At 57.4% G+C, this 15573-nt stretch carries 12 protein-coding genes; 1 reads left to right on the forward strand and 11 read right to left on the reverse strand.

Annotated features, from left to right (window positions below):
* Positions 1-24: 24 nt before the first annotated feature.
* The 11 genes from ALP8811_RS15615 to ALP8811_RS15665 all read right to left on the reverse strand — a co-directional run bounded on the left by ALP8811_RS15615 (position 25) and on the right by ALP8811_RS15665 (position 14474).
* The gene (locus ALP8811_RS15615; protein WP_108858180.1) at positions 25-1254 is read right to left on the reverse strand and encodes a transporter substrate-binding domain-containing protein; all 1230 of its coding nucleotides are present in this window, start codon (positions 1252-1254) and stop codon (positions 25-27) included.
* Positions 1255-1287: 33 nt separating this feature from the next.
* Positions 1288-2073, reverse strand: a complete 786-nt coding sequence (locus tag ALP8811_RS15620) for a PP2C family protein-serine/threonine phosphatase (RefSeq protein WP_108858181.1) — start codon at positions 2071-2073, stop codon at positions 1288-1290.
* Between the two features lie 2 nt (positions 2074-2075).
* The gene (locus ALP8811_RS15625; protein ID WP_108858182.1) at positions 2076-3002 is read right to left on the reverse strand and encodes an FHA domain-containing protein; all 927 of its coding nucleotides are present in this window, start codon (positions 3000-3002) and stop codon (positions 2076-2078) included.
* A gap of 197 nt (positions 3003-3199) precedes the next feature.
* A complete protein-coding gene (locus ALP8811_RS15630) occupies positions 3200-5257 on the reverse strand; it encodes a protein kinase domain-containing protein (RefSeq protein WP_108858183.1) in 2058 nt (685 codons plus the stop codon).
* Positions 5258-5593: 336 nt separating this feature from the next.
* Positions 5594-6838: a dynamin family protein gene (locus ALP8811_RS15635; RefSeq protein ID WP_245924678.1), complete on the reverse strand. Its 1245-nt coding sequence runs from the start codon at positions 6836-6838 to the stop codon at positions 5594-5596.
* A 92-nt stretch (positions 6839-6930) separates the two neighbouring features.
* Positions 6931-8922 carry a dynamin family protein gene (locus tag ALP8811_RS15640; protein ID WP_245924679.1) on the reverse strand — a complete coding sequence of 664 codons (1992 nt, stop codon included), beginning with the start codon at positions 8920-8922 and terminating at the stop codon, positions 6931-6933.
* 121 nt (positions 8923-9043) lie between these two features.
* On the reverse strand, positions 9044-9937 hold the full coding sequence (locus ALP8811_RS15645; protein ID WP_146184039.1) for a hypothetical protein: 894 nt from the start codon (positions 9935-9937) through the stop codon (positions 9044-9046).
* A gap of 13 nt (positions 9938-9950) precedes the next feature.
* A complete protein-coding gene (locus tag ALP8811_RS15650; protein WP_146184040.1) occupies positions 9951-10376 on the reverse strand; it encodes a hypothetical protein in 426 nt (141 codons plus the stop codon).
* Positions 10377-10384: 8 nt separating this feature from the next.
* Positions 10385-12025 (reverse strand): dynamin family protein, encoded by a 1641-nt coding sequence (locus tag ALP8811_RS15655; RefSeq protein ID WP_108858188.1) that lies wholly within the window; start codon positions 12023-12025, stop codon positions 10385-10387.
* A 5-nt stretch (positions 12026-12030) separates the two neighbouring features.
* Positions 12031-14043: a dynamin family protein gene (locus ALP8811_RS15660; RefSeq protein WP_108858189.1), complete on the reverse strand. Its 2013-nt coding sequence runs from the start codon at positions 14041-14043 to the stop codon at positions 12031-12033.
* A 2-nt stretch (positions 14044-14045) separates the two neighbouring features.
* Complete coding sequence (locus ALP8811_RS15665) at positions 14046-14474, reverse strand: hypothetical protein (RefSeq protein ID WP_146184041.1); 429 nt, start codon at positions 14472-14474, stop codon at positions 14046-14048.
* Between the two features lie 604 nt (positions 14475-15078).
* On the opposite strand from ALP8811_RS15665, the gene ALP8811_RS15675 reads away from it, so the two are divergent.
* Entirely contained in the window at positions 15079-15522 is a 444-nt protein-coding gene (locus ALP8811_RS15675) for a c-type cytochrome (protein ID WP_108858192.1), read from the forward strand.
* Positions 15523-15573: the final 51 nt, after the last annotated feature.

The following is a 15573-nucleotide window of genomic DNA, read 5'->3' on the forward strand; positions in this document are numbered from 1 at the left end:
TAGTCTTATCGGCCTGGAACGGCCTTAACTGTTGTCCATTTGGTGGCGCAGAGCGGTGGACACGATGTCCCGCCATTCGCCGGATTGTTGCATAATTTCCAGACCCCGATTCAGGATCTCAAGTACAGCTTCCCCATCGGGGTTGTTCACATGGGTCATCACGTTCAGACCCTTGATTGCCGCAAGGTTGGGGTTTTCGATAATCTCGTCCTGATAGCCAAGGCGGCTGATGGCCTCGACGGCAAGGTGCGCTTCGATCGCGACAATATCGACGGTGCCGTTGGCAACGGCATCGAAGCAGGCATCGGGATCGATGGGACGGACCAAAGTGATGGCCGGTTCGTACAGGCCAACGGCGTCCATATGTGTCAGCGACCAGCCTTCAGGACGGCAGAATGTGGCCCCGGCAAAGTCTGCGTGACTCATCGCGACTTCATAGCCCGATCCGTTCTTTGCAAAGTAAGTGTCGACTACCTCGTAGAACGGGTTCGAGAAGTTATAGGTTTCGCAGCGGGCGCGGTCATTCTCTGACAAGGCCTCGGCTTCTTCGCAATTGGGGCGTGACCAAGGGAACGTTCCGTCGAAGGCCAGCGTGGGCATCAACAGATCCAGATGCGAATTCCAGTCGTTCACGAACTGGATCTTATAGGCCTGTTCGGGGGCGGCGCGCAGAAATGCGGTTTCCACCAGCTTGGTATAGAGGCCGCGATTGGGCAGATCTTCGTCGGTGAAGGGGGCGTAGTTGCCGCCTGTGATCAGCAGGATCTGACGTTCATCCACCGCTGACGTGCCCGGTTGTGCGGCCTTGCGGATCAACGCGGCCCCTTCGGCGCGGGCGGCTTCGATGGCAACAGCTGCTTGAGCATTTGCGGCGGCCACGGCCTCGGCGCTGGCTTTCTGGGCTTCAGTGATGGCAGCGATGGCGCGGGCCTCGGCTTCGGCGATCAGACCGGCGGACATTTCACGGGCCATTTTTTCGGCCTCGGTGGTTGCTGCAGAGGTTTGACCGGCAGACGTGTCGCGGCAGGGGATCTCTAGGGTCATGCCCAAGCGAATGATGTTGGGGTCTTTCCCGATGGCGTCTTTGTTCGCGTTATAAATCAGCCGGAAATCCGTACTGCCGAATGCGCGCAAGGCAATCTCGCGTAGGCTATCGCCGCGTTCGACCACGTATTTCGAGCAAGCCTCTTGAGCGAAGGCGGAACCAGTCATTGCAGTCAGTGCCAGACCGGATGCGAAGAAGAGGTTTCTCATGTTTCCTGTGGGTCCTCAGTTAGAAGCGTGGTTTTAGATATTCAGGGGTTTGATCACGGCGATCGTGATGTTGTCCTGATCAGGATGAGCTTTGGCCCGCAAGGCCTGCACAAGGGCAACGGCAAGGTCGCGGGCGGGATGGTCTTTGTGGGCGTTGGCAAGGGCTTGGATCTGGTCATTGTCCAGATACTGAAGGCCGTCACTGGCCGCCAAAATCACATCGCCCTTGGCCAGCTCGACCGCCGCTTCTGGGCAGTCCAGCTTGGGCACAGGTGCGCCCATGATCACCGAGGTCAGCTGATTGCGGTCGGGATGGGTGCGGGCCTCTTCCTCGGAGAGGGTTCCATCGGAGACCTGCGCATCGATCATCGGGGCCATGGAGTGGTCCTCGTTGATCTGCATCATGAAGCCACTGCGGCACAGATAAAGCGGCGAGTCACCGACCGATACCCAGTTCAACAGCTTCCCGCGCAACAGAACACCCAACAGGGTCGACCCCATTCGAAGCTCGGATCCGTTCTCTTCGAGATACGCCGCGACGGCATCATTGGTGCGCAGTGCGACCTGAGTCAGGCGTTCAGTGACCTGTTCATCGCTGCACCCACCGTCTTCCAGAAGACCATCAAGTTCCGTCTGCCACGTGGCTTTTACCAGCCCCGAGGCGACGTCCCCGGCATCATGTCCACCCATGCCGTCTGCCACGACGACATATCCTGCATCCAGAGCATCGAAGAAGCGCGCTGCAATAGCGTCTTCCTGCGCGTCCCGCTTGCCCTGATCAGCCACAAGGGCGATGTCATATGCAGGATTGGCCAACATGCTTAGCGGTCCTGCCAGTCAAAGCTGTCGTCGCAGAACGCCACAAACCGCAAGGTGGTATCGCTGATGCGGATCATATCGCCGTTGGACAGGGGAACAGTGCTAAGTACCGGGCCACCATTCAGGCGTACCAAGTTGGCTTTGCCGCCGTGACCCAAATAACAGTTCCGATCTTCGGAGTTGTAAGCCACTACCGCGTGTCCGGCGCGCGAAATGCCGTTGTCGCCAAAGTCCAGCTGAACCGCTTGATCATCGTTGCGGCCAATCTGAGCCAATCCCTCGATCAGCGAGAAGCTGGTGCCACGACCCGGTCCATCTGTGATGACCAGCCACCCCACGGGGAAGATATTTTGGTCTGCCACCTGTTTGGAAACCGGAGCGGCCTCCATGCTGTCTTGCACATGTGCGTCAGGACGCTCAAAGCCTAGGAACGTAGTTTTCACACGCTCGCTGCGGTCGGCTTTGGGGGCAGGGGCGGCCACTGGCGCAGGTTCAGGCGCGGCTTCTGCCACCTTCTCGACCTGCGGGACCTCGACAACTTCCGGCGCTTCCGTCAGCGCGATGTCTGGGGTCTTCCCAGGCAGATCTTCGGCCAGAATTGTATTCAAAATCGCATCGGCGGCCTCATCCTCTGCCGAGAGGGCTTCCTCTTCAACAGGAAGCTCTTCGACTTCGAGCGGCGCGATTTCTTCGACGCGGATTTCTTCGACTTGAACGTCTTCTACAACCAGCTCTTCCGCGGGTTCTTCAATCTCGGGTTCCGCTTCAGTGGTCTGATTGCCACCGGCCAGAACTTGACGAAGGGCGTTTAGGTCCGCAATCGGTTCTTCCGCGGCCTCGTCGCGCTCTTCCTCGTGAGATTGGTCCTTATTCGCGTGTTTAGCGCTACCTTCAAGCAGCCGGCTTAGCGGGCTTTTGTATTTGAACATGGCAACTTCACCTTTCACTCTCTTCGCCAAGACGATGGCCTTGGTTCATGACGTATCATTCCAGCCGGGCAGAACGCCCTGACAGAGTTTGATGTGGATACTCGGTAACTTGCTAATTTCTGCGGCGGATCCAACTTCCGCCCGAGCCACTTTGGCCCACAGAGAACACTATCTGGCAGTCAGTTCGATGGTTGGTGTCAGGATCCCCCTGCAAGCTGCATGGTGACCTGAACCTCGCCGCCTTCGCGCAAGGCGGTCAGGCGTGCTTGGGACACGCCGTCAGCAACAAGGGTTTCAAGAATACGATCAAGGTCCTCGGGCGCGCCGATGGATTGGCCGGTTGTTGTCTCAGTCAACAGGATGTCGCCTGGACGCAGCCCCTCGGCATAGTCAGCCGGGACACGTGTGACGCGAACAGCCCAATTGCCATTGTCGGCATTGCTGGCGGTCAGGCTGACGCCGTTCTCAAGTCCGAAGGTCCGCACTGCGGGCAAGGCCAGCAGACCGTTCAACGGGCGGGCGCTGCTGTTCGGGCGATACCGCGCGGCGGCGCGGATATACCCATCCGGGTCGACCTTCACATTATCCAGAATGCGCGCTGCGAAGCTGCTGTTGTCGGTGACGGGGTTGCCATTGATCGTATAGATCACGGCCCCACGGGCGACCCAATCGCCAATGATCGACGTGTCTTGGTTGGGATCGACACGGGTGATCGCAACGGCACTGCCCGTAGACAGGCGGCGCGTGCTGGTGACGAAGGGAATCTCGACGTCCCAGTGGCCGAAAGCGATTTGCTGTTTCAGCAGATCTTCAGCCGCGACGGGAGCAGGTGCCGGCACTGTTTCCACAGGTGCAGGCGTTGCGTCAACCACTGCGATCGGTGCCGCGGTGTCTTCCACTGCGACGGGCGCGGCTTCAACAACGGGTTCGGGTTCAGCAACGGGTTCGGCTTCCGGTTCGGGCGCGGATACAGCTGCGACCGGTGCCGGGGTGACCGCGGCCACTTGGACGGCCTCACCACCTTCGGGCGCGTCCGAACCGCTAAGGGCAAAGTATCCACCAGCCCCAAGCACCAGAAGCGCAATCACGCCAGCAATGGCCTTGCCGCCTCCGCCAGAGCTGCTTTTGACAACCGTGACAGAAGGGTCGTCTTTCGGCGCGGATTGCGTAAGCCCTTCCGACTGAGCGGTCGTTGCAACGTCATCGTCGCTGGACAGAAGCGCGGTAACGATCGCCTCGGCATTCTCGGAATCAGCCTTGGGCTCATCCGGGCGTTCGAGCGCCACAATGACCGAGCTGGGGCGATAGCCGAATTCCTCGAATACAACGGCGGGGCCACGGAACATGCGCAGCCATTCCAGCGCCGATTGAGGGCGGTTTACGATGTGTACTTCCATCGCCATGTCCAACGCCTTGAGGAAACCGTTGGGGTATCCTTCGAACCGGCCGGAAAGCGGGACATAGGGGTCCGCGCTACCTGCATTGAACGCATCCAAACGTGACTTGCCATCGACAGGGCGTTCGCCGCTGATGGCGTGATACAGCGTGGCCGCCAGTACATACAGATCGCTGGTCGCATCCTGATCCGCACCGCGTGCGTAAAACTCGTGAGGCGAATAACCGTCCTTGATCACCCGCAGCGTCAACAGAGCAGCCGAGCGATTCGCCGCCCGCTCTCGTGCTGCGCCAAAGTCGATCAGTACCGGTTGACCGTTTTCGTCGATCAGGATGTTGTCGGGCGAGATGTCGCGGTGGAGCATCCCGTTGTCATGGATGAACGACACCGCCGACAGCATCTTTTCGGTGACCTTCACGATGAAGTCCGGTGTCACCGTATTGCGTTCATCCTGAACGTAATCCAGCAGGTCGCCGCCGTTGATCAGATCCATCGCGATATAGGCGGTCTGGTTGTCTTCAAACACCTGATGCACATTCACGATGTTCGGATGTACCAGACGTGCGTGATTCCGGGCTTCCTGAATGAACAGCCCGATAATTGATCTTAGATCTTCTTCATATGCAGGATCTGATGCCTCGACCTGGCTGCCGACACGACGGCACAGGGCGCCTGGGAAGCACTCTTTGATAACGACTTCCCGCTCCAGGCTGTCGCGCGCCAGGTAGGTGATGCCAAAACCACCATTGTTCAGGAAACGAAGGATCTCGTATTGGTCGCGCAGCAGCTTTTCGCCGGGCTGCAACGCTGCAATCTGGGGGTTTTCTACTTCCTGCCCCGATGCATGATTCTGGCTCATTTGGTCTTACCTGCGTCTCTCGTTTTGGCAGAGGGAGTTCCCAACCGGTGGCGCAATTCAGCAAGGTAAATTCAACCATCGATGCCTCCGAAGTTAGACTTAGGAATTGAGACCAAACTGTGGCGGCCACATGGCTTCGCTATGACTCGAGGGGACAAAATAACCGATATAACTTCTTTGTTGCTGAAACGAAGAAGATACATTGATCACGGGTCCGATGACGGTCGCGGAATCCACATAAATCGAAGCCGCTTGCCAAGGTTTTATGGCGTGGCGGATAAGGTGATTCTGCTTGTAGTTGTTGCGCTACTGCAGGCAAGCCGCCGACTGCAGCGTTTACCGATCCGACGACTGCGTTCCCGCCCAAGACAGATTGTCACTGAGCTGGGTCAGTACATTCAAAACAGTCTTGGTTGCTTGTGGAGTGTCTTCGTACTGCATCAGTGTCAGCAGGTCCGAGGCATTCTCGAACTCACCCACGATCCAATCAGCTGATGAATCAATGTTGCGGCCCGGCTCCAGTTTTTCGGTAAACTCTTCGACCAGTTCCTGACACCGGCTCAGCAGCTCTGCAGGCTCAAGGTCCGGCGTTTCGCGCAGCTCAAAGAGCAATGCACGCATCGCAGCTTTCCAATCGTCAAGAACAGGGTTCTCTAGATCGGCTTCATCGGTGTTGAGTTCTGGTTCGGAAGCAGGAGCGTCGGCTGCCTCTGCCTCTGCCTCTGCCTCTGCTTCGGCTGCCGCCGCTGCCACTGCCGCTGCTGCTGCTTTCAAATCGGACTCGGCAGGCTCCTCGGCCATTCCCAGAGCTTCCAGTGCAGGGGTCAGTGTCGTCGCAAGATCCTTCTTGGCTTTCTCAAGGTCCCGCGATTTGCGATTGGCTGCCAAACCCAATACCCGGCGCGCCAGATCTTCGCCGCCACAAGAGGACCAGAGTTCGAAATCCGGTTCGGGCTCTTGCGCCATCGCCTCTACGGCGACAGGCGTGCCAATGGGAACAACGGCTTGAAACATGCCGTCGCTGTCGCGTTCCAGATGGGGCACCAGTCGTGGCAGGGATTCCCGCACCACCGGTAGGTCCGTATGGGTCACCGCAAGCAAGCTGTTTTCCTGAAGCTCTTGGGCAACATGCGACCACAGGAACCGTTCGGTTTCACGCCAAGCGTTGGTGCCGTTGGTGCACCAGATCGCGCAATCGACGAACTTCAACAGTTCTAGAGTCTGCTTATAGCTTTCATCCAGCGCGCCTGCGCCGGGAAGATCGAACAACACCAATTCCTGCAGTGCTTCCGAAGGCAATCCAACCGAGATGAAATCAGGCTCTTGCGCGGCTGCTTTTTCCAGGTCGATCCCTGCAAAGCTTTCAGAAGTCTTGTTCCACCAGCCAGCCGTGGTCTCGGGGTCAGCGGCGTATTTCACGATCACCAAGGGAAGTTTCAGGTGCTGCGGACCCGTGGGCAGGATGTCGACACCTGCCAGCATATTCGCCAGACTGGACTTGCCCGCTCCGAATTCGCCGGCGAAGCCGATGGTTACGGCACTGGTCAGTTGGTCGATATGACCCCGAGCCGTTGCCCGCATGGATTCCAACGGGGCTGAGCTTGGTGCAGCCTCGGTTTTCGAGAGAAACGTTTTCAGTTGCCCAAGAACTGAGTCTGTTTCTGGAAAGTTGATCACGTTACCGCCTCGAGTCGCTGTTCAGGTTCGATACCCTCTTCGAACAACTCTTCCAACTCAATTGCAAGCCTCTTGGCATTTTCCAGTGCTGCATGCGCATCGGGCCTCGATGCGGGTTGGGCTTTGTCCAGCTCTTCGAACCGGGTCGCAAGAACCGCCAAGTGATGCTCCATAACCGTGTTCAGCCGCCCTGTCAGGTCAGACTGGAACTGATCAACCAGATCGGTCGCAATGGATTGGAACTCGCGCGTGATCATCTGTTCGGCGCGCGTGACGACGGATTGCTGTTTCAGCAGACGGGCCAACCAAGAGACACGCAGCTCGACCGTGATGCCACGGGTCAGGATGCCGGTGTCGGGGCGATACCAACGAAGCGCGCTGGCATCCACGTTCAACGGATTGTCCGCGTCACCCACACCACGTTCCGCCAGTGCCGCGTTCGACTGCATGTCCAATGCATATAGCTCGTTCAGCATTTTTTGGCGTTGGGCATGGGCAGAATCCAGCAACCGGTCGCGCATGATCTGGCGCAGATCGCTGAAGTCCAATTCCGTATTGCTCCCGGTGGACAGCAGCGGGGATACGCCATCGCGCCCTTGCACGACGTTCGAGACCATCGACTGGGCGATGTCATCAAGTTCCTGTCGTAGCGTGGCCATGTTCTGCCCGGAATCTTCGGTCAGGCGTTCTCGGGTTTCGTTCACAAGCTGGCTCAGCTGCGCACGCGTTTTATCTTCGGTCTGTGCGAAATGGGTTTCCGCGGTATCGTCATCCACGATTTTCAGATGGACGCGGCGGCGTTCCAGTTCGCTTGCGGCGAAGTTGCGCAGATGCTGAGCCGCAATGTGAATGCGTTCGCTGCGTGGGCCGTCCGACATTTCTCGGACCACGTGGCTGCGCAGATCCGGCAGGCCAGACGCAATCATTGCTGCCAACCGCAGCGCACTTTCGGCGGCCCCTTCCTTTTGCGTTCTCTTCAGCTGCTCGATCCCCTCAAGGAACCGCTGCATCTTCTGAGGATGTGCCTTCAACCAAGCCAGTATCTGGTCGTGGTCAATGCCGGTTGCGTCCCCGGTCAAAGCATAATGCGCCCATTGCGCGCTTCCCATGATCACCGTCATTTGGGCGCTGTCCAGCGCATGCTCAAGCCCGGCACGCACATCGGCATGGACGCTGGCGGCATCTTCGACACCACGGTTCAGTTCGTCCACCCGGTTCACAAAGACCACCATCTGCCCAAGCTCAAGCGCCTGCATCAAGCGAAACAGCTTCAGATCGGCCTGAGACAGCGCTTGGTGGGCGGATAGAACCACGACGAAGAAGTCAGAGTTGCGCAGGTACTGGTGCGAGATCTCTTCCCGGATGAGCAGCGGATCGTTGATGCCCGGCGTGTCCGTAACCGTAATTGGGAAGGGGAAATGACCTTGCCTGAAGAAGACCTCGGCTTTGCGGGTCAGATCACTGTAGTAAGGCGCGGATACGGTATCCGTCTGCGCGGGCTGATCATCAGGGTCGGCGCCTGCGCTGACATAGCGGGCCAGATCTTCTTGCGTCAGTTCTTCCAGATCATGTGAAGTGCCCAGCAAATTCTCATAGCGTGCACCAAGTCGCGCCTTTGCGCGGGTTTTCATCGCCTCGATCTGTTCTTCGATGATCTGCCGCTTATAGTTATCTTCCCCATCAGGAAGCAGGTCGCGGATTTCGTCCCCCTCGGACAAAAGCGCCTGCCATTGGTCGTTGTCGAAGAAGTGGAAAACGCCACCGCTGGTGCGGTTGGATGGGTGCCCGAAATGCATATCGGTCACAACCGTGGTCCAAGGGTTTACATCGGAGGGAAGGAAGTTAGCTTGCCCCGTGAAACCATTGATCAGGCGCGACTTGCCCGCCTTGATCTGGCCAACAAAGGCGACGCCGGGTTTCAGAGCTTTCAAGTCGGTTGAGATGCGCGAAATGAACGGCTGCGCTTCATCGCTGGCCGTCTGTTCCATTTGCTCGGCTATCCGAATTAATTCCTGTCGGCGAACCTCATCCATAATCTGACTTCCAACTCGTTATAAAAATTAAATTACTGACCTGGCATCCAACGTGAACGCCAAGTTGTTACTGTATTCAGCTTAAATTTTCGTGCGCCGTCAATGATTTCCATAATTGTACGACCGAACCCAACCTACGCGTGTGGTGAGCGGCCATTGCTGTCGCATTAGTGTCGCGGCAGATGGTCAAGCTTGGCATATCCTGACCCTGAGATCGCAAGATTATCAGCTGAGGACCCACGTCCTGTTGATCGCTGTCGGCGTCCCACGCCGACAAGTCGTCCATCAGCTGCTGCACGGCATCAATGTTCTGCGTCAAAACCCCGTCAGGACCGGCAACCGTGGCGTCTGCATGATTAACCAAAATCCGTTGATCGCTGGCCTTCTTCGAGTTTGCGTAAAACTGTGCGGCGATGCCGTCGCCAATATCGTCATTGGCGGCTGGTTCTTCTGCTGGCGGGATTGCTGCCGGGGCCTGAACGGCAGGTGTGTCGTCGGCAGGCTCGGCCTCGACCGAAACTGGTGGCTCGGTTTGAGCAGGGGTCGGGGTCACAGGTTCGAGCGCGTAGATGGCGGCTTCGATCTTGGATATCTGCAAGCCCGTCGCGGCGATGTCGTCTTCGTTCTCGGGCGGGGTGCTGAAGATCTGGATGCCCGAGCCAGAGCAAACCATGTTCAGCATCTGGGCCACATGCTCGGCGGTGGTGTCGCGAAGGTTTGCTGGCTCCCCATCCATCATCGCTTCTGTCATGTCGGCCACACGGCCATTGTTGACGGTCAAGGTTACAGCGTCGTCCTGATCATTGGTGAACAGAATGATGCGGGGCAGGACCGTCGCACGCAACGTGCCGAGAGCCGCCTTGCTGCGGGCTTCGACCGTGGTTTGTGCCAAGTAAATGCTCTGATCGCGTCGAGGTCTTGCGTCCTCTACGATGCGTTCGAGCTGATCAAGGATATCTGATTGGATCACAGCCATCTCCTGCCTAAACCGCAGCCGAAATCATGTTCATGTTCGCTGCGGATTTGGCCAGCGCCAGCCCGACATTTGCGTGATCATCCGAGACAAAGCAGACCACATGATCCGGCTGGTCCGGTCGTCTGACAAGCAGATACAGGCGTTTGCCCGAGTAGATCGCGATCTCTCCGAAACCGGCGTCCTGTGCGTTGCCGCCATCTGCCAACAACTGTTCAATGGCGTGCACACCGCGTCCCAGAATTAGGTTGGCGATCGATGTCGACATGGCTTCAAGTGCGGCGATGCTTTCGGCATCGCGCCCCTGAATGCCCAGAAGAAACCCAGTTTGCATATCGAGATAGCCCGCCGCCACGCAGTTCGGAACGGTCTGCATGCCAGCAGAAAGTGCATCGTCCAGCGATAGGGTTGCATCAGCCAAAGTGTTGGTTTGCATCATGTATACTACAGCACGTGCCAGACAGTGTCGCTGTCAGTTGCCGTGTCGCTTAGGGATTGCAGAGCGCCTTCGGACTGTTGCGCATGGTGATCACGTGCACGGTCGTCGAAAAGCTTCAGGAATTTATCAAACTCATCGTGCAACGCAGCGGGATCGTCGATGTCTCCAAGGGTCGACAGGTGTTCGGCCCAAGCTTCGGATGCGCTTAGCGGTTTGGAATCCAGCAAGCTATAGACCGGCTGGTTCGAGGCCAAGCTGATCGGCTCGGCCGCAAGCGGTTGGTCGGCGTCATCGGCATTCACCGCATCGCTTTGACCACGGTCAGAGACCAGCTCAGCCACAGACGAGACCAGATGACTGGCATCCTCGTCTTCAACGTCTTGAGTCGGCTCCGGGGTTTCGTCGGCAGCCAGATCGCTCTGGGCTTCTACGTGTTCTTCCTCGATCTGGGCCGCTTCGATCTCGTCCCATTCGGAAGAGGTGTCGGCGTCAGTATCACCCTGCAATTCGGAGGCCTTGTCTACCAGAACAAGTGCTTCTGGCATTTCGTCATCCGCATCCGCGTCGGGTTCTTCCGAAACATGGAAGACGGATTTCAGGTCTTGCATGTCCTGTTCTTTGTGGGCGTCACTTTGCACCCGAGCGCGCAACATTTCCGCTTCGTCCGCATCGATGCGCTGACGGGTCTCGGACACATCGCTTGCCCGAACGCCGCGACGAGGTCGGGCAGGGCGAATGCTTACAACATTGCCAGCACCCCCAGCCGTCGGTTCAGTTCCGGCGTCGTCTGAGAGGGACATGACGGGCGGGCTCCAGATGCGGGTTGAGGTCTCTTCCCCCAACTGAAGCGCATCGGTGCCTGTTTCCGCGCTTGTGCCGTCTTTTTGGTACCGTGCCAGCATATCTGCGCGCGCTGACATGATATCGGCGGTGATGGTCAGGAAGTTATCCACCAGCTTGCCGCCGCCGCTTCCAGCCCAAAGGTCTGAATGTTCTTCGCTGTCGCGCGCAAGGATCGCGTCGCGGGCAGAAATCATGATCGTACGGCGGAACATCTCGCCCGCCTCGCGGTTGATCCGGCGCAGAACTTTAGCCTGATCCGTTTCGTTCAGCGCATCTGCACGCGTCACCAGCAGAAGCGAGTTCTGCCGCAGACGTTTCGGCAACGATGCCCACGTAGCGCGCTCAGTTTCGCGCCAGGCTTGCGTCGAGTGAGTACACCACAAAACGCCGTTGGCCTGACCCACCGCGCGTTGCCACACGTCGGACGAGATCTTCGGGTCTGAAATGCCGGGCGTGTCGATCAGGTCCACGGCTTCAAGGATGTCCGCCTCCAGATAGACCCGCACGAAATGCGCGCCCTGTACACCGACCTCACCAATCTTGCTCAGTTCAATCGTTTCGCGGCTGCCGTCCAGATTCTGAACATAGGAAGGCTTGTTGCCCCAAGAGAACCAGATCGGAGGCAGTTGCGTTGCCGTGACCTGTGTGGGCAATGTTTCCTTTTTCAAAAGGAAGTTCAGAAGCGTCGACTTGCCTGCGCTGAATTCACCCATCAGGGCGAAGACCGGTTTACGGTGCGACCAGCGCTTCAGGCGCTTCCATTGTTCTGCTGTAACGATGCGGGGGGGAATGGATACTGTCATACTTTTCAGGCCGCCTCGGTGCCAAGGTCTTTCAGGATATCACCCAAAAGCTCGTCCGGGGTTTTCGCAGGTTGAATGCCAGCCGCCTTCAAGGCTTCCTCGTCCAATTGCGCCTGTGCCGACTGCGAAATTCCCAGAAGTGTTTCTTGTTGCTCGATCATAAATTCTGCCAGCATGGCGCGGACATTCTCCAACACCGCCGCGATCTGGTTTTCCTCGATATCTTTGGTGATCGAGCTGGCTTCGGATGCCACCAACCGTGTGTAATCGGCAGCGTACGAGGCCACGCCCTTGCGTCGTTGCCACCAACGGCGCCACCACGTGCTTTGCAGGTCCAGCGCAATGGTGCGGCCAATGGCAAGGGGGGGCGGAACGTTGGGAACGATTGGCGGTTCGATAGCAAATTCGCCCAGATGCTGCCCCAGCAGTTTGCGATACACAGACTCGACGTCATGGGCAGCGGATTCGTACAGCGCGCCCACTTCCTTGCGCATTGCGCGGGCAAAATTGAAATAGGCTGATTTCTGAAGCGCGCGGAACCCGGCGGGGTCGTATTGCCACGTGCCGTCTTCGCCATTCTTCTCAAGATGCTCGATCAGTGATGCGGTGGCGCGTTTGATGAAGTTCTCTTCCGTGCGGGCCAGTCGCTGCATCACCGTATCGCGCAGTTTGGCTGTCAGCTCGGCCGCGCGAATCTCATAGTCGGAGGCCACAGTACGGATGGCTTCTTCTGGCGTCTTGCCGTCCAGATCGTAAACCATCGTGCCTGTGTCGGTCAGCGTCTTTGCAACTGATGTTGCGCGGATCTGGCTGGCCATGTTGCGGGCGCGGTTGCGCACTTTGTTGCACAGGCGCGCGCCTGCGCCTTCTGCGATCCGTTCGTTGATGGACAGCAGCAGATCCGGCAAACCCGACAGGGCCCAGATATGGTCGAGCGACACACTATCGCTGTCGAACCCAGCCGCTGCATAGAGTTTGTTCAAGGACGACGCCGCGTGGTCAGTCAGCAGGTCTGAATTTCCGGTCAGGGCGGCTTCGGCCCAGATGGCGCTGCCGAAGATGACGCCGGCATCGGCGTTGATGCTGCTTTGCTTCAGCATTTCGTTCACGCGGTCGCGGATCTCGGGTACTTCTCGTACTGGGTCGTGAAGTTCGTCAATGCGGTTGATGAACAGGATAATCTGGCGGTTTTCAAACTGCGAAATCATGCGCATCAGCGCCAGGTCCATCGTGGTCAGGGCTTGGCTGGCCGCCATCACCACCACACAGACTTCGGATCCACGCAGGCTGCGCAGGGTGATCTGCTCGCGCACCATGAACGTGTCGTTCACGCCCGGTGTGTCGCTCAGATTGATCGCCATCGGATACTGCGGGATGTCCAGATACAGCTCGGCTGTTTTGGTCACATCCGCGAAGCGCCCGCTTTCGGCGCTGATGTCCGGATCGTCCTCATCCCCCATGCAGACATAGCGCTGAACAAGGTCATCGTCGAAATAGTCATACGAGTGGCTTTGACCCATGATCAGGTCGAAATGCTTGCCCAAACGTTCCTCGGAACGGGCTTTCATGTCTTCAACCTGACGACGGATGTCGTCCATTTCATCATCCGCTCCGGCGCGATGGGCCAGTTCACCCAGACGCCCGCCACCGGCCGTCAGGTTCTGCCATTCATCATGATCGAAGAAGGTAAATTTTGCTTTGGTGTCACCCGGCGTGCGCGTGTTCACATGCAGGGTCGTTGCAACCGAGGTCCACGGGTTCACATCCGACGGCAACAGCCCCGGGCGCCCTGCCATGATATTCACAAGCGAGGATTTACCCGCCTTTACCTGACCAACAAAGGTCACATTTGCGGTGAATTCGTCCATCCGCGACTTCAGCTTGGCCAGCCGTGCCGAACTGCGCGCATCCGCAATAGCCGTCAGCTGGTCAATGGTCGCGTTTAACCCGCCAAACGCTTCGTTTAGCGGGTCCAAGGCCTCATTCCCTGTGGCCAGTAGATGTATGTTTCGCGTCATGTTTAACCCTCGGTACCGTTTAAAACATTCCTCAGACCAGTTTCCGTTTGCAGTTGTCCTGCGGGCAGAGCTGAAGGTGCGTCGATCAGCTCTACAAGATCAATGACATCCATGACCAGCTTCATTTCGGGCAAATCCTGCCGGATAGGTCCGTCTGGAATGTCCGCAAAGACACGAATGGTCTGAAACCGTTGACCGCTTTCAAGTTTGGCGATCTGCTCGCCTTTCGGAAAGCCATCCGACTTGTTGGCAGGAAGTGCCATCTTGGGATTGGCCAACATGTAATGGTCCCCTTGCAAGGTCACCAGCGACACACCAAAGCCGACCTGTGGGTACTCCGCGCTTAGATACTGCAACCTATCGCTGAGCCCTCGGCGCATGACGAAAGCTGCATTGGTCTGAATATCAACAACATTAGACGTAGCGTGCACGGTGTAGTCCTCGGTTTTTGGTAGAGTTGGTAACCAGGCAGACCTCGTAAACGGGAGGTCGAGAACTCTTTAATATACGTCTTATCGAGTGTGGCCCAGAACGGGGCGTAAATGAGACGCAATTAAGGGTTGTTTATGCCTCAAATGGGGCGCAATTATGACGTCAGGAAAATGCTTACATTTCCACCGTTAAGGGAGTTTGCGAGAGTTGGATGGGGCTAAAAACAGCCGCGCATGGTGTCTCAGCAGGTCTAAATTTGAAGGAATCACAACCAATTAAGGCAAAATCAGAAGTAGATTTGCCCCTTACCAACGATTCGCATGTGCGTGACACCGAGCATTGGCATGGCGGAAACGGGTTTGACCGCCAAGCAGGACCCATGGCCTTGGCTGTTTTGGCCTGAAATATGACGGGTGGACAGGCGTCAAAAACAGCAATCCGAGGCGCTGGCGGCGCTGTCACAGCGGGTGTGATTGGCTGTGCGAATGGATGTGATCATTAACAACCCTGCGGTGAAAAAATTACCATCGTTTGATTTGTGACAAATTAGGTTTCCGTTTCGTCAGCTAGGTAACCAGAGAATCCATCACACGAGGCTATCAAATGACCAAGTTGTATCCCGCACTGGCAGCGCTGCTTCTCTTCCCCGGATTGGCAAGTGCAGAAGGTGATCCTGCCAAGGGCGAGAAGATGTACAATCGCTGTTCGGCCTGTCACGCCATCATCAACCCAGAAGGCGAGGTGCTGGTCAAAGGTGGCATCACCGGACCGAACCTGTATGGCGTGGTCGGACGTTTGGCCGGCACAGAAAACGATTATCGCTATGGAAGCGAGCGGCTTCCGGTTGGGATGTTCACAGACGACATGATCCGCGCGGGTGATGAAGGTCTGGTCTGGACCATCGAAAACCTGATCGAATACACGAAAGACCCCATCGGGTTCATCCGTACCTTTTTGGACGATCCCAAAGCGCGTCCGAACATGGGTGTGAAGCTGCGCAAGGGTGCCGACGATATCGTCGCCTATGTCGCGACCTTCTCGGAGTAACATCAGGGCGGGGCGGCGCTTCGCTTGTTGTGCGCAAAAAACAAAAGGCCC

The sequence above is a fragment of the Aliiroseovarius pelagivivens genome, assembly GCF_900302485.1.
Classification (GTDB): Bacteria; Pseudomonadota; Alphaproteobacteria; order Rhodobacterales; family Rhodobacteraceae; genus Aliiroseovarius; species Aliiroseovarius pelagivivens.